At 63.2% G+C, this 26,006-nt stretch carries 17 protein-coding genes; 8 read left to right on the forward strand and 9 right to left on the reverse strand.

Annotation, left to right across the window (positions count from 1 at the left end; all coding sequences use genetic code 11):
* Window positions 1–58: 58 nt before the first annotated feature.
* From AB4Z53_RS02755 to AB4Z53_RS02775, 5 genes are all read left to right on the forward strand, one after another.
* Window positions 59–7,564: a type I polyketide synthase gene (locus AB4Z53_RS02755; protein ID WP_441594536.1), complete on the forward strand. Its 7,506-nt coding sequence runs from the start codon at window positions 59–61 to the stop codon at window positions 7,562–7,564.
* Window positions 7,561–8,976, forward strand: coding sequence for an aminotransferase class I/II-fold pyridoxal phosphate-dependent enzyme (locus AB4Z53_RS02760; RefSeq protein ID WP_441594538.1), 1,416 nt, complete (start codon window positions 7,561–7,563; stop codon window positions 8,974–8,976). The genes AB4Z53_RS02755 and AB4Z53_RS02760 overlap by 4 nt, the downstream gene beginning before the upstream one ends.
* Window positions 8,977–9,073: 97 nt before the next feature.
* Window positions 9,074–9,913 (forward strand): SDR family oxidoreductase, encoded by an 840-nt coding sequence (locus AB4Z53_RS02765; RefSeq protein ID WP_291149212.1) that lies wholly within the window; start codon window positions 9,074–9,076, stop codon window positions 9,911–9,913.
* Window positions 9,914–10,010: 97 nt separating this feature from the next.
* Complete coding sequence (locus AB4Z53_RS02770) at window positions 10,011–11,603, forward strand: LTA synthase family protein (protein WP_113536482.1); 1,593 nt, start codon at window positions 10,011–10,013, stop codon at window positions 11,601–11,603.
* Window positions 11,604–11,631: 28 nt separating this feature from the next.
* Window positions 11,632–12,942, forward strand: coding sequence for a capsular polysaccharide export protein, LipB/KpsS family (locus tag AB4Z53_RS02775; protein ID WP_113536759.1), 1,311 nt, complete (start codon window positions 11,632–11,634; stop codon window positions 12,940–12,942).
* Between the two features lie 31 nt (window positions 12,943–12,973).
* Here AB4Z53_RS02775 and AB4Z53_RS02780 read toward each other — a convergent pair whose 3' ends face one another.
* A complete protein-coding gene (locus tag AB4Z53_RS02780) occupies window positions 12,974–14,146 on the reverse strand; it encodes an MFS transporter (protein WP_291149205.1) in 1,173 nt (390 codons plus the stop codon).
* A gap of 48 nt (window positions 14,147–14,194) precedes the next feature.
* Here AB4Z53_RS02780 and AB4Z53_RS02785 point away from each other — a divergent pair, with 48 nt between their 5' ends.
* On the forward strand, window positions 14,195–14,719 hold the full coding sequence (locus AB4Z53_RS02785; RefSeq protein ID WP_113536484.1) for an Lrp/AsnC family transcriptional regulator: 525 nt from the start codon (window positions 14,195–14,197) through the stop codon (window positions 14,717–14,719).
* Window positions 14,720–14,764: 45 nt separating this feature from the next.
* On the opposite strand, the gene AB4Z53_RS02790 is transcribed toward AB4Z53_RS02785, so the two are convergent.
* The 8 genes from AB4Z53_RS02790 to AB4Z53_RS02825 all read right to left on the reverse strand — a co-directional run bounded on the left by AB4Z53_RS02790 (window position 14,765) and on the right by AB4Z53_RS02825 (window position 24,061).
* Complete coding sequence (locus AB4Z53_RS02790; RefSeq protein ID WP_113536485.1) at window positions 14,765–15,775, reverse strand: KpsF/GutQ family sugar-phosphate isomerase; 1,011 nt, start codon at window positions 15,773–15,775, stop codon at window positions 14,765–14,767.
* Window positions 15,776–15,920: 145 nt separating this feature from the next.
* Window positions 15,921–16,376 carry an RrF2 family transcriptional regulator gene (locus tag AB4Z53_RS02795; protein WP_113536486.1) on the reverse strand — a complete coding sequence of 152 codons (456 nt, stop codon included), beginning with the start codon at window positions 16,374–16,376 and terminating at the stop codon, window positions 15,921–15,923.
* Between the two features lie 212 nt (window positions 16,377–16,588).
* Window positions 16,589–16,801, reverse strand: coding sequence for a hypothetical protein (locus AB4Z53_RS02800; RefSeq protein WP_113536487.1), 213 nt, complete (start codon window positions 16,799–16,801; stop codon window positions 16,589–16,591).
* 541 nt (window positions 16,802–17,342) lie between these two features.
* The gene (secD, locus tag AB4Z53_RS02805; protein ID WP_441594542.1) at window positions 17,343–19,877 is read right to left on the reverse strand and encodes a protein translocase subunit SecD; all 2,535 of its coding nucleotides are present in this window, start codon (window positions 19,875–19,877) and stop codon (window positions 17,343–17,345) included.
* Between the two features lie 112 nt (window positions 19,878–19,989).
* On the reverse strand, window positions 19,990–20,397 hold the full coding sequence (locus tag AB4Z53_RS02810; protein ID WP_291149190.1) for a hypothetical protein: 408 nt from the start codon (window positions 20,395–20,397) through the stop codon (window positions 19,990–19,992).
* Window positions 20,398–20,625: 228 nt separating this feature from the next.
* Window positions 20,626–22,233: a 5-guanidino-2-oxopentanoate decarboxylase gene (locus AB4Z53_RS02815; protein ID WP_441594545.1), complete on the reverse strand. Its 1,608-nt coding sequence runs from the start codon at window positions 22,231–22,233 to the stop codon at window positions 20,626–20,628.
* Window positions 22,230–23,420, reverse strand: coding sequence for a pyridoxal phosphate-dependent aminotransferase (locus tag AB4Z53_RS02820; RefSeq protein ID WP_441594547.1), 1,191 nt, complete (start codon window positions 23,418–23,420; stop codon window positions 22,230–22,232). The genes AB4Z53_RS02815 and AB4Z53_RS02820 overlap by 4 nt, the downstream gene beginning before the upstream one ends.
* A 17-nt stretch (window positions 23,421–23,437) precedes the next feature.
* Window positions 23,438–24,061, reverse strand: a complete 624-nt coding sequence (locus tag AB4Z53_RS02825) for a TetR/AcrR family transcriptional regulator (protein ID WP_441594549.1) — start codon at window positions 24,059–24,061, stop codon at window positions 23,438–23,440.
* Window positions 24,062–24,335: 274 nt separating this feature from the next.
* Here AB4Z53_RS02825 and AB4Z53_RS02830 point away from each other — a divergent pair, with 274 nt between their 5' ends.
* Both AB4Z53_RS02830 and AB4Z53_RS02835 read left to right on the forward strand, forming a co-directional pair.
* Window positions 24,336–25,109, forward strand: a complete 774-nt coding sequence (locus tag AB4Z53_RS02830; protein WP_441594551.1) for an ABC transporter ATP-binding protein — start codon at window positions 24,336–24,338, stop codon at window positions 25,107–25,109.
* A 36-nt stretch (window positions 25,110–25,145) separates the two neighbouring features.
* Window positions 25,146–25,928 carry a transporter substrate-binding domain-containing protein gene (locus AB4Z53_RS02835; protein WP_113536493.1) on the forward strand — a complete coding sequence of 261 codons (783 nt, stop codon included), beginning with the start codon at window positions 25,146–25,148 and terminating at the stop codon, window positions 25,926–25,928.
* Window positions 25,929–26,006: the final 78 nt, after the last annotated feature.

Genomic DNA, 26,006 nt, shown 5'->3' on the forward strand with positions numbered 1-26,006 from the left:
CCTCCGACGCGCAATCGCAGATGCAACTTTAGCGGCAGTTTAGAGCGTTCGATCATACATGGCTGTTGAGATTATTGGGCGTGCATGCCTCGCCCCTGGAGCAGAATCGCCTTCGGCGTTGTTCAAACTTCTCCGTCAAGGCAAGTGCACCGTCACCAGCATTCCGTCGGATCGCTGGGACGTCGCGCGATTCTGGCACCCCGTCATGGGCACGCAGGGCAAGACCTATTCCTTTGCCGCCGGCGTGCTCGACCAACTCTATGATTTCGACCCTGCCGTGTTCGGCATGTCGCAGCGCGAAGCCATGTACATGGATCCGCAGCAGCGCGTGCTGCTCCAGCTTGCCTGGCGCGCGCTTGAAGACGCCAACATCTCGGCGACATCGCTGCAGGGAGAGAATGTCGGCGTCTATATCGGCGCATCGAGCCTCGACCATGCCAACCTGACGGTGGAAGACCCGGCAGCGGCCGGTCCCTACTTCATGACCGGCAATACGCTGTCGATCGTGTCCAACCGTATCTCCCATATCTTCGGCCTCAGCGGCCCGAGCATGACGGTCGATACGGCCTGTTCCTCCTCGCTGGTCGCGCTCGACCAGGCGATGCGGGCACTGAACTCGGGCGAAATCGACACCGCGATCGTCGGCGGCGTCAACATCCTTGCTCACCCCCTGCCCTTCGTCGGTTTCGCCCAGGCGCGCATGCTGTCGCCGGAAGGCCTGTGCCGCGCCTACGACAACGACGGCGCCGGCTATGTGCGCGCCGAAGGTGGCGTGGTCTTCGTTCTACGCCGCTCGGATCGGGCGCGCCGGGAGAAGGATCGCAGCTACGCGCGGATCGTCGCGACCGGCGTGAACTCGGCCGGCCGCACCAACGGCATCTCGCTGCCGTCGCGCGAGGCGCAGGCCAATCTTTTGAGGGCGATCTACGAAGGCAACGGCATCGATGCCAACCAGGTGGCCTTTGTCGAAGGCCACGGAACCGGCACCAAGGTCGGCGATCCGGCCGAAGTCTGGTCGATCGGGACGGTCATCGGCGCCAAACGCCGGGCGCCGGTGCCGATCGGTTCGATCAAGTCGAACATCGGTCATACGGAACCCGCCTCCGGCCTCTTCGGCATGCTGAAGGCCGTGATGGCGCTCGAAAACAACTACCTGCCAGCTTCGCTGCACTTCGACACGCCAAACGAGCACATCGACTTCGACGGTCTCAACGTGCGTGTCACGGCGAACCCGATCGAGCTTCTGCGCGGAAAGCGCACCCGGCTCGCCGGCATCAACTCGTTCGGCTTCGGCGGCGCCAATGCGCACGTCGTCATCAGCGACCCGGAACCCGCGGCCGACGAAAAGGCGTCGAACCCGTCGTCTTCCGGTCATGTTTTCCTGGCGAGTGCTCACACGGCGTCGAGCCTGGAAACGCTTCTCAACGACTACAAGACGGCATTCGCGCATGCTTCCAAGGGTGAAGCGCGTTCGATGATCGCCGCATCGGGTGCGAACCGCACCCATATGCGCCATCGTTTCGCCGCTCGCAGCGACCAGCCGGAAGATATCGTCCGCGCGATTGCCAGCCATCTGGAAAAGCCGGGCTCCGGCATCGGCGAGATCGGCGAAGCCGTCGCCCGTGACGCCAAGGTCGCCTTCGTCTTCTCCGGCAATGGCTCGCAATGGGCCGGCATGGGTGTCGAGGCATTCCGCGAGAACCTCCATTTCCGTCAGTGTTTCACGTCGGTCAGCGCGCTGTTCAAGTTTCACTCCGACATCGCATTGACAGATCTTCTCACCGATCCGGACCTCGACAAGAAGCTTGGCGATACGAAGATCGCGCAGCCGCTTCTCTTTGCGGTGCAGGCTGCACTGTCGGATTCGCTGGTCGCCATGGGCGTCAAGCCGGTTGCTGTCTTCGGCCACTCTGTCGGTGAAATCGCTGCGGCCTACGCCGCCGGCGCGCTGTCGCTGGTCGACGCCGTTTCGATCGTGGCGAAGCGATCGTTGCATCAGGATCTGCTTGCCGGTCACGGAACGATGGCCGCCGTGATGCTCGGGGAAGAGGCCGCTCGCGCCTTCGCCGAAGCACGCGGCCTTGACGAGCTCTGCGTTGCCGCAATCAATGCCCACAATTCCGTGACGATCTCCGGGCCGGCCGATCAGATCTCGAGCTTCCGCGACGCCGCGCGCAAGGCGAAGATCCCGGTCCAGATTCTCGACATCAATTATCCCTTCCACCATCCGATCATCGATCGGGCGAAGGACGCCTTCCTCTCGGATATTCCGGATATCGCGCCGCGCCGCACCGAACTCGTCTATCTGTCGACGGTGACGGGTGCCGCGCTCGAGGGCACGCAGCTCGATCCGGATTACTGGTGGAAGAACGTGCGCGAGCCGGTCCGCTTCCAGGCGGCCGCCGAAGCTGCAATCGAGATGGGCTGCCGCCTGTTCATCGAGATTTCGCCGCGTCCGATCCTGTCGTCCTATGTGAAGGAGACGATCAAGCAGGCTGCGGCCCCGGGCATGGTCGTACCGACCCTGCTGCGGGACGTCGGCGAAACCGGCCAGGATCCGATTTCGGCAGCGATGGCGCGTGCCGTCGCACATGGCGCGGTCGTCGACACGACCCGCGTCTTCGGCAAGCGCAACGCGTCGATCGCGTTGCCCAGCCTGCCGTTCGAGCCCGTCGAACTGCGCCCTGCGGCGACCACCGACGCGACCGATCTCTTCGGCCGGACCGAGAAGCCTTACCGCTTGACCGGCTGGCGCAGCGACCCGAACAGCGGCAGCTGGAAGAACCATGTCGATGCGCATCTCTTCCCCGACCTTGCCGAGCACGTCGTGGACGGCAAGGCGATCCTGCCGGGCAGCGGCTTCATCGAAATCGCCGTGGCTGCAGCACAGCAGTTCTATGGCAGCGACGAGGTCGAGATCACCAATCTGGAAATCGTCCGGCCGCTGGAACTCAGCGACACGAAGATCATGGAGCTGTCGACGGTGCTTTCGCCGGAGACCGGCGACATCGAAATCCGTTCGCGCGAGCGGTTGTCGGAAGACGATTGGGCCGTGCATGCCGTTGCCCGCTGCCGCAAGCCATTGCCGGCCGAGGAGCGCGCCTATCCGTCGCTTGCCGGCTTGGCGAAGACCGCAACGGTCGCACCCGCGCGTGCCTATGAGACGGCAAAACAGTTCGGTCTTGACTACGGCCCGCGCTTCCAGCTGCTGGCCAAGGCCGTCGCCTACGGCGATCGGCTGGTCGACGTCGAATTGAAGACGCCGGATGCGGCTGGTCATCCGCTTGTCACCTATGCCCTGAACCCGATTTCGGTCGACGCGACCTTCCACGGGCTCGTCGCCCTCTTCGATCGCTTCACCGGCGACAAGAGCGGTGCCCCGTATATCCCCGTCCGCTTCGGTTCGGTGCGGGTCGTCAACGGCAGCCAGCCAATCGCGCGCGCAATGATCGAGATCGAGCGCGTCAGCCCCAACTCGATCAAGGCGAAGTTCCACTTCTTCGACAAGTCGGGCGCACCGATCGCCCACTTCGAGGATTGCCGCTTCCGCCGTACCTATCTGCGCAAGCACAAGACGCTTGATGCGCTGTCCTTCCACTACGAGGCAGTGCAATCGGAATCCGTGCTGCCGGGTCTGCAGGGCAAGGCAGCGACGCCTATCAGGATCGCCATGCCTGACGCCGGCGAAGCCGGCGTCGACAACACGACCTTGCTCTTCAACGCGGCCATCTATCGCGCCTGTCAGGAGATTGCCCTCAAACTCGCCAAGGGCCGAACGACCCTTCACGGCAACAGCCTGCCCGGCGACTTTGCGTTTCAGTGTTTCCTGACGAGTTGTCTCTACGTGCTCGAAGACGCCGGTCTCTGCGAACACAAGGACGGCGTCTGGAAGGTTACCCAAGACTTCAACTTGCCGAGCGTCGCGGAGATCCTGCGCGAACTCTACGGTGAACGCTCGGACCGAGCCGTCGAAGCCGTCTTGATCAACAATGCCTATGCGGAAGCCCTTGCGCGCCTTGATGCCCTCCAGGCCGGCGACGAAGGATCCCTCGGGACCACGTTCATCAGCGATGCCACGCTCGACCATCAGGCCGTCCACTCGGAGGCAAGTCGAGAACGGATGGCGTTCGTTCTCGAAGCGCTCGAAAAATCTCTGACTGCGGCACCTGGCGCGCGCCTGCGCATCGTCGAAATCGGCAGCGTTTCGGCCGCGTTCACCCGCCGCCTGGCAACGCTTGCCGAAAAGCACCGCGCAAGCCTGACCGTCTTCGAAGCACGTGACAACGCCCAGCGTGGCCTGGAACTCGCCTTCGAGAACGATGCCCACGTGCGCATTCTCAAGAAGGGCGAACTGGCAACGCTTACGTCCTTCGATCTCGCGGTCAGCGCATCCGACGGACTCTACAGCCTGATCGAGGACGACGTTGCGGTTCGCACCGCACTTCGCTCGGCGCTGCGCGACACCGGCGGCTTGATTGCCGCCGTCAGCGCGCCGTCGCTGTTCAACGATTTCGCCCTCGGGCTTTCCGAAGGATGGTTCGCCCGCAGTCAGACAGCGGAGTTCCCGATCGGCAATCTTGCGGCCGCCCCGCATTGGCAGAAATGTCTCGGAGATCTCGATCTGCGCGACGTCGATATCGCCGACCGTGAATGCGCCAGCGGCAATGTCATCCTGCTCGAAGCGCGCGGCGCCGCCGCGGCTTCGGTAAGCGCCGAAGCACCGGCCGCCGGCCCGTATCTGCTGCTGCAGACCGCAGGCGGCAAGGACAGCAAGCCTTCGGCGCCGGCTATTCCCGTCAATCTGAGCGGTGATATCGTCGCCGACAAGGCAGCGCTTCTCAGCGGCTTCGAAACCTTTGGCGACCAGCCGCTGCGGGCAATCTTCCTTGCGTCGCCGGCCGCCACATCCCGGGCAGACGATTCCGCCTCGCTCCAGATGCAGATCCTTGCTCTCGGTGCGTTCGCCGAAGCTCTGCGACAGCACATCGGCGGAGCCGAGCCGTCCGGCGAAAATCGCCCGCGTCTCGTGCTCGTCGCGCCGGGCGGAGCCCCGATCGCGAGCCGGGCGACCGGTGAAACGGTTGCAAGTGACGGCGTCAATGCCGGTCTCTGGGCCTTCGCCCGCGTGCTTCAAAACGAATACGAATTCCTCGATGTGCACTCGCTCGATATCGATGGTTCGCCGACCACGATCGAACAGATCGCGGCAGCACGTCCGCTGCTCGGCAGCGTCACCGTCAACCGCGAGTGGCTGCTGGAAGGAAAAGACGCGGCGCTTTCCGAAATCCGCGCCGTACCCGGCCCAGTCGACAACGCGCATGCGGCAATCGACACCTTCAAGGCCGCAACGATCCGCCAGCGCGTCAGCTCACAGGTGGGCAGCATCGTCTGGGAAGAGAGCGACATTCCCTCGGCAGGTCCGGGTGAAGTCGTCGTCGAGGTCGCAGCCACCGGCCTGAACTTCCGCGACGTGATGTGGGCGATGGGCCTGCTGCCCGAAGAGGCGCTCGAAGACGGTTTCGCGGGCGCAACGATCGGCATGGAGCTTTCCGGCCACGTCGTTGCCGTCGGCGCAGGCGTCGATGATCTCGCCGTCGGCGATGCCGTCATGGCGATCGCGTCGTCCGCCTTCTCGACCCATGCCGTCGTCTCGCGCGCCGGCGTCGCCCGGCTGCCGCAGTCGGTCAGCCCGGTCGCCGCGGCAACGGTGCCTGTCGCGTTTCTCACGGCCTACTACGCCATGGTGGAACTCGGCCGGATCCAGCCGGACGAGACGATCCTCATCCACGGTGCTGCCGGTGGCGTCGGCCTGGCCGCGCTGCAGGTCGCGAAACTCAAGGGCGCCAAGGTTATCGCCACGGCCGGCACGCGCGAGAAGCGTCGCTTCCTCTCGATGCTCGGCGCCGATCATGTCTTCGATTCCCGTTCGCTCGGTTTCGTCAACGACGTCCGCGCCGTGACGGATGGAGAGGGTGTAGATCTCGTCCTCAACTCGCTCTTTGCCGAAGCCATGGAGCAGAGCCTGGCGCTGGTGAAGCCCTTCGGGCGCTTCCTCGAACTCGGCAAGCGCGACTACTATGCCGACAGCAAGATCGGCCTTAGGCCCTTCCGTCGCAATGTCAGCTACTTCGGCATCGATGCCGACCAGTTGCTGGTCAATCAGCCGAAGCTCACCAAGCGGATTTTCACCGAGATCGGCGCGCTGTTTGAAGACGGCAAGCTCACGCCGCTTCCCTATCGCGCCTTCGACTTCGATGAGATCGGCAACGCCTTCCGGCTGATGCAGAATGCGGGCCACATCGGCAAGATCGTCGTGCTGCCTCCGGTCGCCGGCAAGCATCGCGTTGCCAAACGTCCGCACGGCGGCATGAAGGTCGATCCGAACGGCATGCATCTCGTCGTCGGCGGTATCGGCGGTTTCGGTCTGGCTGCGGCCAACTGGCTCGTCGAAAAGGGCGCCACGAAGATCGCGCTCTGCTCGCGCCGTGGCCAGGCGGACGCCGAAACGACGGCAATGATCGAAGCCTGGACGAAGGCCGGCGTCTCCGTGACGGTACACGCCTGCGACGTCACCGATCCCGTGGCAACCGAGGGGCTTCTGAAACAGTTGCGCGCGATTGCACCGCTCCGCTCGATCGTCCATGCCGCGATGGTGCTCGACGACGCGCTGATCAGCAATCTCAATCGCGAGCGCAACCGTCCGGTCATCGACACCAAGGCCAAGGGTGCGGCTGTTCTCGATCAACTGACCAACGGCGACAAGCTCGACAACTTCATCCTGTTCTCGTCGGCGACGACACTCGTCGGCAACCCCGGACAGGCGAACTACGTCGCTGCCAACGGCTACCTCGAAGGTCTCGCCCGCGCCCGGCGCGCCCGTGGCCTCGCCGGTCTTGCCGTCGGTTTCGGCGCGATCGCAGACAAGGGGTACCTGGTTCAGAACACCGATGTGAACGATCTGCTCGCCAAGCGCATCGGCAAGACGGCGCTGAAGGCACAGACGGCGCTCGACATGGTCGAGAGCCACCTGGCCTTCGATCCTGGCACCGTCGATGCCGCCACGGTGATGATCTCGGAGATCGACTGGTCGGCCGCCCGCAACCTGCCGGTTGCCCGCAACGCCCTCTTCGAAGTGATCCTGCGCAGCGCCGATCAGCACGCGGCCGGCGGCGAAGGCACCCAGATGGACCTCGTCGCGATGATCGAGGGCAAGTCGCCGCAGGAAGCCGAAGACATTCTCTTCGACCTCGTGGCCGGCGAGATCGCCGCAATCCTGCGCGTGTCGAAGGATACGGTCACGCGAGCCAAGGTCCTGAAGGAAATCGGCCTCGACAGCCTGATGGCGGTCGAACTCGGCATGAGCTTCCAGCAGAACACCGGCTTCGATATGCCGCTCAGCGGGGTTGCGGACAACACGACGGTTGGCGATGTCGCCCGCAAGCTCTATGACAAGGTCAGCAAGCGCGACCAGAGCGACGACGCCGAGCCCGCCGACGACAAGATCGTCAGCGAACTCGCACAGCGGCACGTCGGAACGGCGAAGGAAAAAGCACAGAGCCAATGAGCACGAACGGAAACGGTCCCGGCGCATCCAAGATGACCAGCAGCCTCAAGGAGAATCTGCTGGACCGGATGAGAAACACGCATCAATCCTCCGAGCGCAACCGCATGGCGCGCTCGGAGCGGGAGATGCCGCCGCCGGCACGCCGTCAGCAGGCCCGTTTCGAAGATCTGCCCGAATACAAGCAGGTCATGACTCAGAAGTTCGCAAGCGAGCAGCTCGGCATCGCCAATCCGTTCTACCGCGCACACCAGACCGCAGCCGGGGCGACCACCGTCATCGACGGCCGCAAGCTCATCAACTTCGCGTCCTACGACTATCTCGGCCTCAACCGCCACGCGGAAGTGCTGGCGAAAGCCAGGGATACGATCGGCACCTTCGGTATCTCCGCGTCGGCAAGCCGCCTCGTTGCCGGCGAACGACCGGTGCATGTAGCGCTCGAAGAGAAGATCGCGAGCTTCTACGGCGTGGATGCCGCCGTCTGCTTCGTCAGCGGCTATCTGACCAATGTCGCGGCCATCAGCTGTTTGATGGGCCCGAAGGACCTCGTGGTCCATGACGAATTCATCCACAACAGCGCGCTGGCCGGCATCAAGCTTTCGGGCGCCACCCGGCGGCTGTTCAAGCATAACGACGTCGCCGACCTCGAACACGTGCTGCGCACGGTTGCCGGCGACTATCGTCGCATCATGGTGATCGTCGAGGGTATCTACTCGATGGACGGCGATGTCGCCGACCTGCCGGCGCTTTTGAAGCTTAGGGCCGAATACGGCTTCTGGCTGATGGTTGACGAGGCACACTCGCTCGGCGTTCTCGGCAAGACCGGACGCGGCCTTGCCGAACATTTCGGCGTCGATCCACACGAGATCGACATCTGGATGGGCACGTTGTCAAAAACCACGTCGAGCTGCGGCGGCTACATCGCCGGCAGCGAAGCGCTGGTCGAGGTGCTGAAGGCATCCGCAGGCGGCTTCGTTTACAGCGTCGGCCTCGCGCCCGTGCTGGCGGCCGCAGCAACCGCGAGCCTCGACGTACTGGAACGCGAACCGGCGCGGACAGCAGCGTTGCGCCGCAACGGTGCCCTGTTCCTGAAGCTTGCCAAGGAAGCGGGCCTCGACACAGGCCTTAGCAGCGGCTTTTCCGTTGTCCCGGTTCTGGTTGGGGATTCCCTGCGCGCTGTTCAGCTTTCGAATGACCTGCTTGCCGAAGGTGTCAATGCGCTGCCAATCATCCACCCGGCTGTGCCCGAGGGGCTCGCGCGCCTGCGCTTCTTCATCACCAGCGACCACACGGAAGAACAGATTCGCCGGACGGTGACTTTGACCGCGGAACGGCTGACAGACCTCACCGAACGAAACTTCGGACTGGGCGGCATCGACATCGATCAGATGATGAAGGCGCTCTCGGCGCGCTAAGAGCCATCCACGTGTGCGGCCGCGTTGCATTCGCGCAAAACCGGACGCAAGCCCGCTTGGCGCCTTCCCGGAATTTGCTCTAGGGTGGAACATCAGCATGACGCATGTGATCATCACCGGTGGCTCAAGCGGTATCGGATTTTCGGTCGCATCGATCTATGCGGCGCGCGGGGCGCGTGTCTCGCTGATCGCCCGTTCCCGCGATCTTCTGGAACAAGCACAAGCGAAGCTGGCAACGTCCAGCGGCGGCAGTGCCGGCAATATCAGGATCGAAGCTGCCGATGTCGCTGCGGAAAACGACGTCGAGGCGGCGGTCCTAAGGTGCGAACAGGCCTTCGGACCCTGCGACATCCTCGTGACATCGGCAGGCATCGTCGAGCCCGGCCGTTTCGAGGAGCTCGACAGCGTTTCGTTCCGCCGCCAGATGGACACCAACTTCTCCGGTACCGTGCATGCGGTCCGCTCCGTCTATGACGGCATGAAGCGACGCGGACGCGGTCGGATCATGATGATCTCGTCCGGCGCCGGCCTCATCGGCATCTACGGCTATTCTGCCTATTGCGCGTCGAAGTTCGCGTTGCACGGCTTCGCCCAGGCGCTGCGCTCGGAAGCCCGCAGCCACGGCGTCAGTGTTTCTGTGTGTTTTCCTCCGGATACGGAGACGCCGCAGTTTCAGCGTGAGCTTGCCAGCCGCCCACCGGAGGCCGCCATCATCATGGGCACCGTCCGTCCCTGGCCGGCGAACGCAGTGGCGAAGACAATTGCCAAGGGAATCGACCGGGGACGGTTCGAAGTCTACTTCGGTACGACGCTCTTTCTCCTCGGCCGCTTCGCGCCGGCCATCCGCCCGTTGCTTAACTGGTGGTTCGACAGGGCGATCGCGCGTGGCAGCAACACCGCGACGCATAATAGTGGAGTGTCTGAGCGCCAGACCTGACTGCGCTTGTACGTCCAGGCGATAAGATCTAAGTGTCGGGCGGACGCTGTGCCGCATGAAGCGGCTTCGGCCGGCATGAAGACATGAAGGTTTCCGCTTGGCGTTGCTTCCCTTTCAGCTGCACGACTACCCAAGAACACTGACGCTCTGCTGTTACGTGCTGTCCTGTGCGGTGATCTTCTTTACCGACCGCTTTGCACTGCCGAAGCGCGAGCGGCGCGCCCACCCGTCGCCGTTCGGGCGGACGCAGGATGTGATCGACGCGCTTGCCCGCCTGCCGGTCATCGCGCTGGTCTTTGCCGGCTTCTTCGCCGGCTCCTGGCGGCCGCTCTATGCCGCAGCCGGTACGATGAGCTTCTTCATCATCTTCACCGGCATTTCCCGCGCCAAGTTCAAGTTCATCCGCGAGCCGCTGATCTTCTCCGACATCGCGCTCGTCGTGGACGTCTTCAAGTACAAGACGATTTTCTACGCGAGTTCGCTGAACGTCGTCTTCTGGACCGTCGCCTTTCTCTATGTCTTCGGCGTTTCCGGCCTCTACATGTATTTCGAGCCGGCGGTCTTGCCCGATCGTGGCAAACTGTTCTGGATCCTGATGATGCTCGGCATCGCCTACGGTCCATGGCTGCTGTTGTTCTACGGCCCGGTCAACCGCCCGACGGCGGCGCTGGTGCAAAGACTGCTGAAGGTGCTCGACGTCAAGATGAACACGGTGCGCTTCGGCACCTTCGGCTCGGTCGTTTTCCGCTTCATCGTCTGGCTTGGCGTGCGGCGCGAAAAGATCGTCGCCGAACTCTCCGAGATCGTCCGCGCGGCCGTGCATGATCTGATCGGCGACGACGGCTCGCCGCTGATCGTGGTCTGGCAATCGGAATCCTTCATCGACATGCGGCACTTCGGCGTCGGCACGCTCAACATGCCGACCTTGGACCGGCTGCGGCGCGAGGCGGTGCAATGGGGCCGGCTCAGTAGCGTCTTTGAAGGCGGCTATACGCTGCGCACGGAGTTCGCCGTCATCAGCGGTCTCGTGCCTGACGACATCCATGTCGATGCCAGCTACCCCTATCTCAGGGCCTCGCACTATGCCGACGTGGTCTGGCCGGGGAAGATGAAGCGTGCCGGTTGGAACACGCATTTCATCCATCCCTATGACCGCACCTTCTTCCTCCGCCACAAGGCGATGCCGCAGCTCGGCTTTTCCAAGCTGACGATGCTCGACGGCTTCGACCATCGGCCCGAAAGAGACGGGCCTTACGTCTCCGACGAGAAACTCGCAGCAAAGGTGATCGACGCCTGCGAAGAACTGCCGGAGGACGAAAGCGGTTTCATCTTCGTTGCGTCCATGGCCAATCACGGCCCATGGGAGCCGGGCCGCGTCGACGATCTCACCAATCCCGTCGATATCTATCTGGCCATTCTGGAACAATCCGACGCTGCCCTGAACACGCTCAGCGAGCGCCTGGACAAACTGGACCGCCCGGTCTGGCTCGTGTTCTACGGCGACCATGCGCCGCTGCTCAAATCCTTTGCCGATCCCTTCCCCGATCCGCGCACCGACTACCTGATCGTACCGCTTGCCAAGGCAAAGTCGTCTTCCCACAAGCCGGTGGAACCGAGCAACGTCGAGGCCTGGAATTTGGTCGAAGACCTGCTCAACCACGCCAACCTGAGAAAGGATACGCTGCGATAGCGGCGGTGGACGAATGGAAAACGCTTCGATGACATCGACCGGAGCGGCCAATCGGCCAAAGCGACGGGTATTCCTGTTCCTGCAGGGACCCTCTTCGTCGATCTTCCGCAAGATCGCCAACCGGCTCGAAGCGCGCGGGCACACGTGCCTGAGGATCAACCTGAATGTCGGCGACCAGATCATCTGGGGCCGCAAGGGCGCCTACAATTATCGTGGCACGGCAGCCGATTGGCCTGCCTATCTCACGGCCTTCGTCGCGGAGCACGGCGTCACCGACATGCTCATGCTCGGTGAGGAGCGGGCCTACCACCAGGCAGCAACCGAGGTCGCGCGGCGCGCAGGTGTTAGCGTCGCCATTGTCGAGATGGGGTATCTGCGACCGGACTGGCTGACGCTAGAGCGCAATGGCATGTCCTCGAATTCGCATTTTCCTGCTGATCCCGTGCAGATACTTGCAGCGGCAGCGGGCGTGCCCGAGCCGGATTGGCGCAAGCACTACAGCCAGACGTTCCTCGCCGATGCGAGCTATGACTTGCTCTACAATCTGCCGAACGTCTTTCTCTGGTTTCTCTTCCCGCATTATCGACGCCACGCGATCTTCCATCCGCTTGCCGAATATGCGGGCTGGATCCGCCGACTCTTCACCGAAAAGCGACGCAACGCCGAGGCCGAGACGACCGTTGCCAAGCTGCTTTCGGACGACGCCCCCTATTTCGTTTATCCGCTGCAGCTCGAAACCGATTTCCAGCTCCGGGCGCACTCACCGTTCCACAGCCAGAAGGACGCGATCGCCGAGGCGTTGGCTTCCTTCGCCGCCTTTGCCGCGCCCGACGCACGCCTTGTCTTCAAGGTGCACCCGCTCGACAACGACCTGATCCCCTGGCGCAGGATCATCGAAGAACGAGCAGCCGCGCTGGGCCTTGGCGGGCGCATCTTCTATCTCGATGGCGGCAACCTCGATACGCTCGGAGAGGCCAGTGCAGGCATGGTCACCGTCAATTCGACGGCCGGTCTGCATGCCTTGAAGCAGGGGCGACCGGTGAAGGTGCTCGGCACCGCCGTGTTCGATATCGCCGGACTGACCGACCAGCAGTCGCTCGACAATTTCTGGCGCGCACCGCAGGCACCGGAACCGGACCTGGCGAATGCGATGTTCCGCCTCCTCGCCGCCTCGATCCAGGTGCGTGGAAATCTTTATTCGCGCGCCGGAAGCGATGCGGGTGCAGAGGCGATTGCCAAGCGCCTCAGTGAGAACAGCCTCAACCAGCCCGGCGCCTTTATCGACCCGCCGCCCCGCCGCAAGCCGGAAAAGCGGTCAAGGGTCGCCTCGTCCGCGTGACGAAGGCTGACGTGGCGGCTGCTGTGCCAGCCTAGCGCCGCGCCGTCGCGACGGCTAACGCTGCCAGCAGCATCAGGCCTGCCGCTGCCAAAGGCAGCATGAAGAAGGCAACCCGGGCATAGGCCGCGCCGAACCCGATCGTGCCGACAAAGAGCGCGAGATAGGTGACGCCGCTGTTCAGCCCCATGACCGCGCCGCGCTTGCCGGGATCGAGGCCCGTGAGGCGCATGATCAGCACATTCAGCCCAAAATGGTTCGCAAGCCCCCAGAGGAAGACGACGGCCAACATGGCCGTATAGGAGCCGCTTGCCACCGCCATGGCCACGTAGACACCTCCAACCACCAGAAAGATCAATGGTAACAATCGGCTCGCGCCGAAACGGTCAATCAGGCGGTCGAGAAAGGCGGCGGCCCCGAAACCGAACCCATAGGAAACGGCGATGAGACCATTGGCGCTGACCGGCAGGCTGAGTGCGACATGCAAGTGCTCGCCGATATAGGCGTAAACGCCATAGAATGCGGCCATGAAGGCAGCGCAGGCGATCAGAAGCGGCGCGACTCCGGGAACGTTCAATGCCGCCAACGGCGATGTCGCCTTGCCGGTGACGGTTTCCTGCACCGGCGCGAACTTGACAGCAGCGCAGGCGATCAACGTTGCCGATGTGACGATGACATAAACCCCGCGCCAGCCCGCAAAGTCAGCGATCGCGGCCGATAACGGCACGCCCGCCACCATGCTGAGCGTCCAGCCTGTCAGCACCAAGCCAATCGTCTCGCTCTCCCGGCCGGCCGGCGCAATGACCGAGGCCAGGGTATAGATCGAGGGAAGCGCGATGCCGGCGGCAAGACCGACGACGAGCTGGGCAGCGACGAGGACCGCAAGCGATGGCGCGAGCGCACTGCCGCCCAACCCTGCAGCCAGAAGCAGGAGAGCCGCGGCCAACATGCGACGCGGGCCATGACGATCGATGAAGCGGCCAAGAAAGATGGCGCTGACCGCCGTGCCCAGACCGAAGGCGGCGGAAGCCGTCATTACGGCAGGAACGTCGGCCGCAAGGCTTCGCGCCACTTCCGGCGCAATCGGTCCGAGCGCGAGCGAATTGGAGCCGATGACGCCGATGCAGATGGTGAGCACGTAGGCAAAGGGCGGGATACGCGCCTTGGCGATTGAGCCATCGGAAACTGATTGATTGATGTTCGTCATTACCTCATGTTTGCAGAATGAAATTCAGCAGCAAGAGGAGATTCCGGAATGGATCAAAATACAGATGACATTCGGCGGAAGCGTGTGCCAGAGCGCGAGCTTGATGCGATGGACCGAAAATTATTAGGCGTGCTGGTGGAGGACGCGACCACCAGCTATGCCGAACTCGGCGAACGGGTCGGACTCTCGCCGCCGGCGGCGCATGAACGTGTGAAGCGGCTGAGGCGATCCGGAGCGATCCGAAGCGTGTCGGCGCTGATCGATCCGGAGGCGATCGGCAAGACGTTGCTCGCCTTCGTCCACGTCGATACGACCGGCTGGGGCAAGACACAGGCCCTGCTTGCCATCGAGGAATGCCCGGAGGTGGAGGAGATCCACTCGGTCGCCGGCGATACCTGCATGCTTCTCAAGGTGCGCACCGAAAGCACGCATGCGCTCGAGGGGCTGCTGGCGCGTCTCTACGATACGCCGGGCGTCAAGGCGACGCGGAGCTATGTGGTGCTTTCCACCTATCTGGAACGGCCAGTGCAGCCCGGCAAGACGAGCGCTTGGCCCGCCGTGGTCAAAGGCTAGCCAGTTTTGTCGGGCGCCCGGCCAAACCTACTGCCCCAGGCCCCCTCAGACGACGCCGGCGCGCAGCAGGTCGTGAATGTGCAGGATGCTGACCGGCGCTCCGCCATCGTCGACGACGAACAGCACCGTCACCTTGTGCTGCTGCATGAACTCCATGGCGCCGCTGGCGAGCACGTCGCCACGGATAACGCGCGGATTGCGCGACATCACCGCCTCAACCGGCTGCAGGAGCAGATCGCCCGACATATGGCGACGCAGGTCGCCATCGGTGATCACGCCTGCAAGTTTGCCGCTGTTCTCGACGATGCCGACGACGCCGAAACCCTTCGACGACATTTCGATAAGCGCTTCGCTCATCGGCCGGCCCGTTTCCAGCAGCGGCATCTGGGCACCCTCGTGCGCCAGTTCTCGGACCAGCCGCAATTGCGCACCGAGCTTGCCGCCCGGGTGGAATGTCTTGAAGTCCTCGGCCGAAAATCCGCGGCGTTCCAGAAGCGCGATCGCCAGCGCGTCACCGACGGCGAGCTGCAGCATGGCGGACGTCGTCGGCGCAAGCCCGTGCGGGCAGGCTTCCTGTACCTTGGGCAATACGATCGGCACTTCGGAGTTGCGCGCCAGCACGCTCTCGCGGTTGGCACAGATCGAGACGATCGGCACATTGAAGCGCTTGGCGTAGGTGAGCATGTTGGCCAGCTCGGCCGTCTCTCCCGACCAGGAGAGCAGGATCAGCACATCCTGGGAAGTGACCATGCCAAGGTCGCCATGGCTCGCTTCGGTCGGGTGCACGAAATAGGCGGAGGTGCCGGTCGATGCCAGGGTCGCGGCGATCTTGCGACCGATGTGGCCACTCTTGCCGACGCCGGAGACGACGACACGCCCCTGGCTTTCGCCGATCAATTCGACGGCATCGACAATGTTGCGGGCAAAGGCCTCGTCGGAGCCGAGGTGATCTGCCAGCGCCTTGATGCCGACCATTGCAGTCGTCAGCGTCCGACCGATCGACTCCAAAGCCGCAACCGCGGTGCGCTCATGCGCCGATGCTTGTCTCAAACCCATGATGACCCCAATTCTGCGAAGACTTAAGCGGCAGGCTGCAACGCTGCGCGTCAGACCATTGACGGCAGATAAGCGCTTTTTCTTGGCAAACCAAGCCTTGGAAGCAGACTTTGGGGGAAAACCGGCCCAATCGGCGGCGTTTTCGTCAGCCGGCCCGCTTTTCTTCCAGTGTCTCGAGCGGCATCGACTTGTCCGCCGCGAATTCCTCTAAGGTCATCGAGTCGAGGATCGCGGCAACGGCGTCACGCACCGTGGTCATCGATACCCGCACCTGACAGGTTTCGGGATCGTTGCAGTCTTCGCAGACTTCATAGGCCGTGCGGCTGGCACAGCGGATCGGTGCAAGCGGGCCATCCAGCGTGCGGATCACGTGACCGATGCGGATTTCGGCAGCCGGCCGCGACAGCGAGTAACCGCCACCCGGCCCCTTCTTGGAGCGCAGCATGCCGGCGTTGCGCAATTCAAGCAGGATCGTATCCAGGAACTTCTTCGGGATATTGTTGCGCTGTGCGATCTCGGTAATGAAGGCGGTCTCCCCCGGCTCCAGCCGTGCAAGATCGACCAAAGCCTTCAGTCCGTATTTTCCCTTCTTCGTCAGCATTCCGGCACGCTTTCCCTGCGGCTCCCTAAACGGGAATCATCCGCGCAAATGCAAATATATCTTGGCATAGCACAAGAAACGTACTGCCAACATATAATTATAGTGGGGAATTAGCCGAAGTCGCGGCCACGCTTGCAGCAGAAGCAACGACGATTTTCAGATCTATCTGGCGAATGCGGGAGGAAAGCCGAATATGGCTTCCCTCACCCGTTTCAAGCGGCTGCGCTGTGGCCCCGCCGGTTCGCCGAGACGGCCTGATGGGCCAGCAACTGGCGGATCGCGGCACGGGCTTCCTCGGCCGAACCGAAGCGCTTCGCGTCCAGATCCCAGACGTGATACTTCACCGCCAGGAACTTGAACCGATCTTCATCCGGGACGACCACGCCGACGGCTTCGCCGCCAAATTCGATAACTTGCTTGCTCATACAAATAACGCTCCTTCCACGCCGGAGGCGCGGAGACTTTCAATTTCGGCAAAAGATAAAGTTCGAGGGGTTCGACGGTCACATTCGGCAGAGATTGCGAATGAGCCATTTTTTCTCTGTTGCACGACAAAGGAGACGCGTGCCGAAGAAGGCGGCGGTCGAGACGTTTCCGAACATGTCACTCTCCTTTGGCTGGCCCGGCATCAGCATGCCGGTGCGTTTGATGAACAACCGTGAGGCGGACTCCCCGCGTCACGTATTGGCAAACTAGAATAATCTACCAATTCCGTCAATTAAAAAGATGAAGACGCGAAAAATAATTCCCACCCTTCAAATTTTAGGGAGACGCGGACGCAAATCCGTTCTCCCACCCCGAAACCGGAGACCCTTGCTATCTAGGTAGCGAAGAATCAGTCTGCAAGGCACGAGTGGGATAAAGACAGCACATTCAGACAAAAAAGGGGCGGCCCGTCGGGCCGCCCCTTCACGTTTTGTATCCTGAGAGCGGGATCAATGCATCGCGCTCAAACCGAGACCCAAGTCACGCGGCCGGCGTGCCCGCCTGGGTCGTGGTCGAGCGAGACGCTTCGCGATCCTTCCACCAACGGTTCAGGAACAGCAGGATCGGGCCGCCGATATAGATCGACGACGTGGTCGCGACGATAACGCCGAAGATCATCGGCCAGGCGAAGCTCTTGACCGCGTCACCGCCCCACATCGCCATCGGCACCAGAGACAGCGCCGTCGCCATCGAGGTGAAGATGCATCGCGCGATCACCTGGTTGATGCTCATGTCGATCAGGTCGGAGAACGGCATCGACTTGTACTTGCGCAGGTTCTCGCGCATGCGGTCATAGACCACGACCTTGTCGTTGACCGAGTAACCGATCATCGTCAGCAGGGCCGCGATGGCCGTCAGGTTGAAGTCGATACCGGTCAGCGCGAAGAAGCCGATCGTCTTGGTGATGTCGAGCAGCAGAACCGCGATCGCGCCGACGGCGAAGTGCCATTCGAAGCGGAACCAGATGTAGAGCAGGATCGCGACCATGGCGAGGCCGACCGCGAGGAAGCCCGAGCGGGCAAGCTCGGCGCTGACGGTGGGACCGACGACCTCGGTACGCTCGAAGGTCGCGTCAGGGATCGTCTGCACCACCGCGTCCTTGATGCGGTTCAATGCAGTGGTCTGTTCCTGCTCGCCGCCCGGCTGACGCTGGACACGGATCAGGACCGATTTGTCCTGGCCGAACTCCTGCAGTGCCACTTCGCCGATGTTGAGCGCCTCGAGATTGTGGCGCAGGTTCGGAAGGTCGAGCGTGTTCTTCGACGTAGTTTCCACCTGAATACCACCGACGAAGTCGATGCCGTAGTTGAGGCCAGGCGTGAAGAACAGGACCACCGAGCTTACCGACAGGAAGGCCGACATGCCGATGGCGATGTAGCGACCCTTCATGAAGGAGAAGGTCGGCAGACGCGGAACCCGGCCGAAGAGCGACGGGATTTCCAGCTTCTTCATCTTACGGCGAACGACGACCTCACGCATCATCAGGCGCACGACGGTGATCGAGGTGAACATCGAGATGATGATGCCGAGCATCATGGTGATGGCGAAGCCCTTCACCGGGCCGGAGCCGAAGGCGAACAGCAGGATGGTGCCCGAGAGCGTCGTCACGTTGCTATCGATGATGGTCGCGTAGGCTTTGTTGAAGCCGATATCGAGCGCTTTCATCGCGCCCGCTCCGCCTTCCGTCTCTTCGCGGATACGTGCGTTGATCAGGATGTTGGCGTCCACCGCCATGCCGATGCCGAGAATGATACCGGCGATACCGGGCAAGGTCAGCGTGGAGCCGAGCATCGCCAGGACGGCGATCGTCAGGATCGTGTGCAGGACCAGACCGACGTTGGCGATCATGCCCCAAGCGCCGTAAAGCACGACCATGAGGGTGACGACGAGGGCAAAGCCGGCAAGGCCGGTGTAGATGCCCATGCGGATCGAGTCTGAGCCGAGGTTCGGGCCGACCGAGCGCTCTTCGATGACGGTCAGCGGTGCCGGCAGGGCGCCGGAGCGCAGCAGCGCCGAAAGGACGGTCGCTTCCTGGGCGGTGAAGTTGCCGCTGATCTGGCCGCTGCCCCCGATGATCGGCTCGCGGATGACCGGCGCGGTCAGAACCTTGCCATCAAGCACGATCGCGAAGGGCCGGCCGACATTGGCCTGGGTGATTTCAGCAAACTGACGGGCACCGAGTGCGTCGAAGTTGAAGGAGACGATCGGCTCGTTGCTACGCTGATCGAAACCGGCCTTGGCATCTGCCAGGCGCTCGCCCGAGATGGCGACGCGGCTTTCGACGGCGTATTTGTTGGTGTCGTGTGCACCCGGCAGGATGTCGACGCCACGCGGCGCCGGCTGATTGGGATCCACGGTCTGGTCGACCATGTGGAAGCTCATCTGCGCGGTGGAGCCGAGAAGCTGGCGCAGCGCCGTCGGGTCTTCAAGACCCGGGAGCTGGACGAGAATGCGGTTGGAACCGACGCGCTGGATCAAGGGTTCGGCGACGCCGACCGTGTCGACGCGCTGACGGATGATTTCCAGGCTCTGCTCGACTGCTTTGGTCGTTCGGTCGTTCAGGCCGGCTTCGGTCATCGCGACCGTGATGGTGTCGCCGTCCTCGGTCACCTCGATGTCGGAAGCCGWGCCGCCGAAGCCGAGCGTGCCAACCGGAGCCGCCAGTTCCTTAAGCTTCGGCAGGACCTTGTCGCGGTCGGCCGCGTCTTCGATCTTGACCGTCACGGTATCGCCGGCGATGCGGGCCGACGACGCCGGAACGCGCTCGGCACGAAGCGCTCTGCGCGTATCGTCGAGAAGGGTTTCGAGGCGGGCCTTGCGCAGGCCGGCGGCGTCAACTTCGAGGACGAGGTGCGAACCGCCCTTGAGATCGAGGCCGAGCGTCACCGGCTTGACCGGCAGCCAGCGGCCGAACTGTTCACGCTGCGTTGGTGTCAGCACGTTGGGAAGCGCCGCGATACATCCGAAGATGATCACGACGACATAGACGAGAATCGCCCATTTCGATGTACGCATGTTGTGGTTCCAGAAGAGCCTGCACGGGCACAGGGCGCGCCGTCAGGACTTTGTTTCATCAAAGGCAGTGCTGCGGTCGAATCCGCCAGCCAGCCAGTATGTGCTCGATGGATCAGGCGCGCGGGGGCGCGCGAATATGGGGACCGTGGTTCGCAGTCCCACCGATCTGCTCTGCGACACGGCGCAGGAACCGACCGTCCGACGATTGGGGATATTCCAGCTCGGCCAGTACCGGCAGCAGAGCCGGCAAACCGTCGTCTGCTGCGGACTTGGCGTCCTTGCGTTCGGCCGTAAATCGGAGATCGGAAAGTGGTGTCGCCCGCGACATCTGTCGGGCTGCAGGGCGATCGCTCGAGCCGGTATCGGTGACGTTGCCGGCCTGGGCACCAGAGGACGAGCGAGACGGGATGCTCTGCCCAACCGAGATGACCTGCATAGCGAAGGAGGCACAGAACAGCCACAGCACGGCTAGAAGCCGGCCGGCCTGCATGTTCTTGCTGCCACCACCCAAGCGGTCCATCGAGGACGCAGTCCCTTTCCTTGGCGCCTACTGCATATTTCCTTGAATCCTATTCGATCCGAGGGAAAGCATAAGCAGCAATTCGAAGCGCAACAGCGCCTGCGACACGAAATTCAGCCCGAACCCCAACCGTACCGCAAGAACGTGGCCGGAATCGAGCATGCGCGCCTTTAACACCATTGCGGGCCGGAAAAGTCAAATCCGGCCCGTTGCACCACTCCCGCGCCGTCAGGCCGAAAGGCCCACCGTCCGCCTCTCGTGGATCTCGATGAGCGACGGCCCCTTGCGCCCTGCGGCTGCGGCCAGCGCCTGCGCCAGATCGGCAATCGAGGTGAGCCGCTCGCCTTCCACCCCGTAGGCCTTGGCCGCCAGCAGGAAATCCGGCGCCGAAGGCTTGACCCCTTCCGGGGTGACGCCGGCGTCGACCATGTAGGACTCGATTTCCTGGTAGCCGTCGTTGTTCCAGACGAGGAAGATCACCTTCGCTTCGGCATCAACCGCGGATCCGATTTCGGCCAGCGAGAACTGGAAGCCGCCATCGCCGACGAGGCAAACCACTGGCCGCGACGGATCGGCGACCGCAGCGCCCACCGCCGCCGGCGGGGCGTAACCGAGCGAGCCGTAGCCGGTCGCGGAATTGAACCAGCTGCGCTGGCGCGGCGCATCGCAATAGAGGTTGCCGGCATAGACGGCCTGGGTCGAGTCACCGACAACGGTGCAATCCGGCAACGTCCTGTAGAGCGTGTCGATGATGGCGATCTCGGCCCGCATCTTCGGCGTCAGTTCCTTCTGCGCTGCCCGTCTCGCGGTTTCGGCACGCCCCACGCCGTCCTTCGCGGTGTGGCCGGGCAGGAAGGCGAGGATGCCTGCGGTTGCCGCCTTGGCGCCGGAAAGAATGGAGAGCGCCGCATGCGGTCCGCGCGCAAGCTGGGCGGCGTCGATGTCGGTGCGGATGAGGTTGCGCAAGGCCGGGAAGCCGCCATCGGCATACATGTCGTAGTCCGTCTGGCCCATCTCGGTGCCGAGCGCCAGGACGAGGTCGGCCTCCTTCAGGAGTGACCGTACCGCCTTCAGGCTGGGGCTTGCCGGAACACGCAAGGGATTGCCGGCGAGCATGCCGCGGGCATTGACGGTCGTGACGACGGGGGCGCCGATCTTCTCGGCGAGCTCCTTCACCTCGGCCTCCGCCGTCAAGGCGCCGCCGCCGCAGATGATCACCGGTCGCGAGGCGTCGGCGCAGAGGATGGCAGCGCGCTGCAGCGTCTCACTGTCGGAGCGCGGGCGTGTGGCGGTCGCGGGCCGTGCTGCCTGCGGCGCGATCTTCGCCGCCATGACGTCAGTCGGGATTTCGATATGCACCGGTCCCGGTCTGCCGGAAACGAGCACCGAGAACGCCCGGTCGACGACGAACGGCAGGTCATCCGGATTGAGCAGGGTGTGCGAATAGAGCGCCAGCGTCTTCATCATGCCGTGCTGGTCGGGAAGCTCGTGCAGCAACCCGCGACCATGACCGAGCGAATCGCGGCGATTGACGCCGGAGATCACCAGCATTGGGATCGAATCCTGCCGGGCCTGCGCCATTGCCGTTATCGTGTTCGTCAGTCCCGGTCCGGTGATGACGAGCGCGACGCCCGGCTTTCCGCTGACGCGGGCATAGCCATCGGCCATGAAGCCCGCGCCCTGTTCATGGCGCGGGGTCACATGGCGAATTTTCGATGCCGCCAGTCCGCGATAGAGTTCGACCGTGTGCACGCCGGGAATGCCGAAAACGACCTCGACGCCATTGGCCTCGAGCAGATCGACGAGGACTTCTCCAACCGTCTTTTCCATAGTCATGCGCGGCGCTCCTTACGCAGGCTGGACCGTTCGGCGAGCGCGGCGATGCGCCGGCAGGCCTCGTCGATGGCGCCATCGGGCACGGTCAGGCTGACGCGCAGATAATTCTGTGCCTGATCGCCAAACGATGATCCGGGCATGACGGCGACCCCCTCTTCTTCGAGCAGCGCCCAGGCAAACGCATCACCATCGAGGCCGGTTCCGGAAACGTCGATCAAAATGAACATGCCGGCTTCCGGCGCAAAGACGTCGATGCCGGGTGCTGCCGCGAGGCCGGAGACGATCTGCGCGGCGCGGGATTTGTACGCTTCGCGCATCCGGCGCGCGGTATCGATGTCATGCGTCAGGGCGTAAGCCGTCATGTCGGCGATGAAGGGCTGGGTGCCGAAGAGCATCGTCTCCGAGACCGGCAGCAGCCGGTCGACAAACTCGCCCGGGCCGACCGCCCAGCCGCTGCGGAATCCCGGCGCCGCGTGAGACTTCGAGATGGACGAGACGACGATGGTGCGCTCGGCAAGATCGGGATTGTCGAAGGGCGAGGCAAACACCGCGTCGAAGACCAGCTCCTCATAGACCTCGTCACAGACGATCCAGAGATCGTGGCGGCGGGCAACTTCGCCGATCGCGGCAATCTCAGCGGCCGTCAGCACGGCACCGGTCGGATTGTGCGGCGTATTGAGCAGCAGCACCCGGCTCTCCGGCGTGATCGCCTTTTCGAGATCTTCGGCCTGCATGTGGAAGCCGGATTCCGGCTTCAGCGGCACCAGCACCGGATGGGCACCGGTAGAGCGGATCACACCTTCATAGGTCGCATAGAGCGGGTCGCCGACGAGCACCGCATCGCCGGCTTCCACCAGGCCCAGCATCACGGCAAAGAGGGCCGTCTGGGTGCCGGGGAAGCACAGGACGTTCGCCGCGGTAACGTCGGCACGACGTCGGCTGTATTTCTGCGCGAGCGCCGCCACGACCGCGGGTTCGCCGCGACCATTGGAATAGCGATAGCGCCCCGCATTCATCGCCCGCTGGCATTCATCAAGAAGCGCGCGATCCGGAGGGAGATCCGGCTCGCCGATCGTCAACTCGATGATGTCGGCGCCGCTCGCCTTCAGCTGGCGGGCACGAATATGCAGCGACCACTTTCCCGAACCAAGATCGGCAAGACGTTCGGTGATCGACGCGTAGCGCATGGTGCTTTCTCCCGTTTTCATTGTTTTGCAGTTCCGATCGACGTGCCGAGCAGCGCTTCGGCCGAGGACATGGCGATGGCGACCAGTTCGCCCTCGCGAAAGAGATCGCCGGCCAGGCATCCCTCGATCCAGAGGCCGTCGACCAGCCCGTTGATGGCGATGGCGAAGGCCCGGCAGGTTTCCGGATCCGCCGGTTTCCCCTTGGCGGCAAGAAAGTCGGCAAGCAGTTCCTGCAGCGTATTGCGGAAGGCGAGATAGCCTTCGCGATGGATCTCGGCGAGTACCGGATCGACCCGCACCTGGCTGATGAACGCCGCCCAGAGCGAGATGCTGCGGCTGTCGGCCACCGGCTCGGTGAGGTTGATGGCGATGAAATCTCGAAGCCGCGTTTCCGGATCGCCCTCCACCTTGCTCGCCTTGTCGGTCAAGGATGCGATCACGGCGCGATAGGCCTCGGCGACCATCTGGTCCTTCGATTCGAAATAGTGGCGCACCAGCCCCGCGGTCACGCCGGCGCGAATCGCGATCTGCCTTACCGTCGCGCCCTTGAGCCCGAATTCGGAGATGCAGTCGAGCGTCGCCTCGATCAGTTCCTGGCGGCGCTCGCCTTCCGGGGCACGGTGAAAACTGCGCCTGTTCATGCCGCGGTCCGCTTGAAAACGTGCCCTGGCGCGGTCGGCAATGGCATCGGCCGGGACGGGGGCATGGGCGGCTCCTTCGGGAAATCGAGACTCAGGGCGGGCGTCAAAAAATCGACGATGGCTGTTATTATACGCTTGAACAATAGCGACACAAGTGCCACGATGCCGGCCAACAAAGACCCGTGACAGGCCGAAGATGCCGCGCGGAAAACGACAGGGGAACTGTTCTCATGCCAACAGCAAATGCTCTGAGAGCCGCCGGAGTGGCGTGCCGATGACGGATACGGCCCAGGCAATCGCGGTCACTGACCTGCACAAGCGTTTCGGGCCATTGGAAGTGCTGAAGGGGGTTTCGCTGACGGCGAAGCAGGGCGACGTGATCGCCATCATCGGCGGCAGCGGCTCCGGCAAATCGACCTTTCTGCGCTGCATCAACCTCCTGGAACTTCCGTCGGCCGGCAGCGTCAGCGTGCACGGCGAAAAGATCAAGATGAAATCCGACGGCAGCGGCGGCCTGGTGCCGGAGGACCGCAAACAGGTCCAGCGCATCCGCAGCCAGCTCGGCATGGTCTTCCAGAGCTTCAACCTCTGGCAGCATATGACCATCCTGGAAAACGTCATCGAGGCGCCGATCCACGTGCTCGGCAAGCCAAGGGCGGAAGCGGTTGCAACCGCCGAAACCCTGCTCCGGCGTGTCGGCCTTTACGAGAAGAGAGACGCCTACCCGGCCTTTCTTTCCGGTGGCCAGCAGCAGCGCGCGGCGATCGCCCGGGCGCTTGCGATCCAGCCTCTCGTCATGCTCTTCGACGAGCCGACATCGGCACTCGATCCCGAGCTTGTCGGCGAAGTACTCTCGGTCATTGGAGACCTCGCGCGCGAGAAGCGGACGATGATCCTGGTGACGCACGAGATGAAATTCGCGCGCGACGTCGCCAACCACATCGTCTTTCTCCACAACGGCGTGATCGAGGAACAGGGCCCGCCAGAGGCCATTTTCGGCGCACCGAGATCGGAAAGGCTCAAGAAGTTCATCAGTTCCATTCACTGAATTCCTGAATGCTAAACAACCAAAAAGGGGAACAGCATGAAGAAGGCATTGAAAGTCCTGGCCGTTGCGGCGGCAATCGCCGTCAGCGGCGGCGTGGCCGCCTCGGCGGAAGCGCTTAAGGTCGGCGTTGCCGCCGAACCCTATCCGCCGTTCACGGCACCCGATGCCAGCGGCAAGTGGGAAGGCTGGGAAGTCGAGTTCATGAACGCGATGTGCGCCGAGGCGAAACTCGAATGCGTGCTGACGCCTGTCGCCTGGGACGGCATCATCCCGGCGCTGACCTCGAAGAAGATCGACATGATCATCAGCTCGATGTCGATCACCGACGAGCGGCTGAAGACGATCGATTTCTCGGACAAGTACTACAATACTCCGACCGGCATCATCGGCACCAAGGGCGTCGACATCAAGCCGACGCCGGAAGGCTTGAACGGCAAGACGCTGGGCGTCCAGGTCTCGACGGTCCATCAGGCCTATGCCGCCAAGCACTTCGCGTCGGCAGGCGTCGAGGTCAAGGAATACCAGACGCAGGACGAGGCCAACAACGACCTCGCCGCCGGTCGCCTCGATGCGGTTCAGGCGGACGCGATCGCGCTCAAGACCTTCCTCGCGACCGACCAGGGCAAGGAATGCTGCGATTACAAGGGTGATGTCGCCGAAGACGTCGCCGTGATCGGCCCGGGTGTCGGCGTCGGCCTGCGCAAGGGCGAAACCGAACTCAAGGACAAGGTCAACGCCGCCATCAAGGCGATCCGTGACAACGGCACCTACGACACGTTCTCGAAGAAGTACTTCGACTTCGACATCTACGGCAAGTAAGGCGCGATCGGCCGGCGTTCGACCCGTTGCAGCATCGCATGTCTGAAGGACACGCAACGCTGTAGCGACCGCCGGCCG

It is taken from the genome of Ensifer sp. 2TAB8, from assembly GCF_052115125.1.
In the GTDB taxonomy this organism is placed as follows: Bacteria; Pseudomonadota; Alphaproteobacteria; order Rhizobiales; family Rhizobiaceae; genus Ensifer.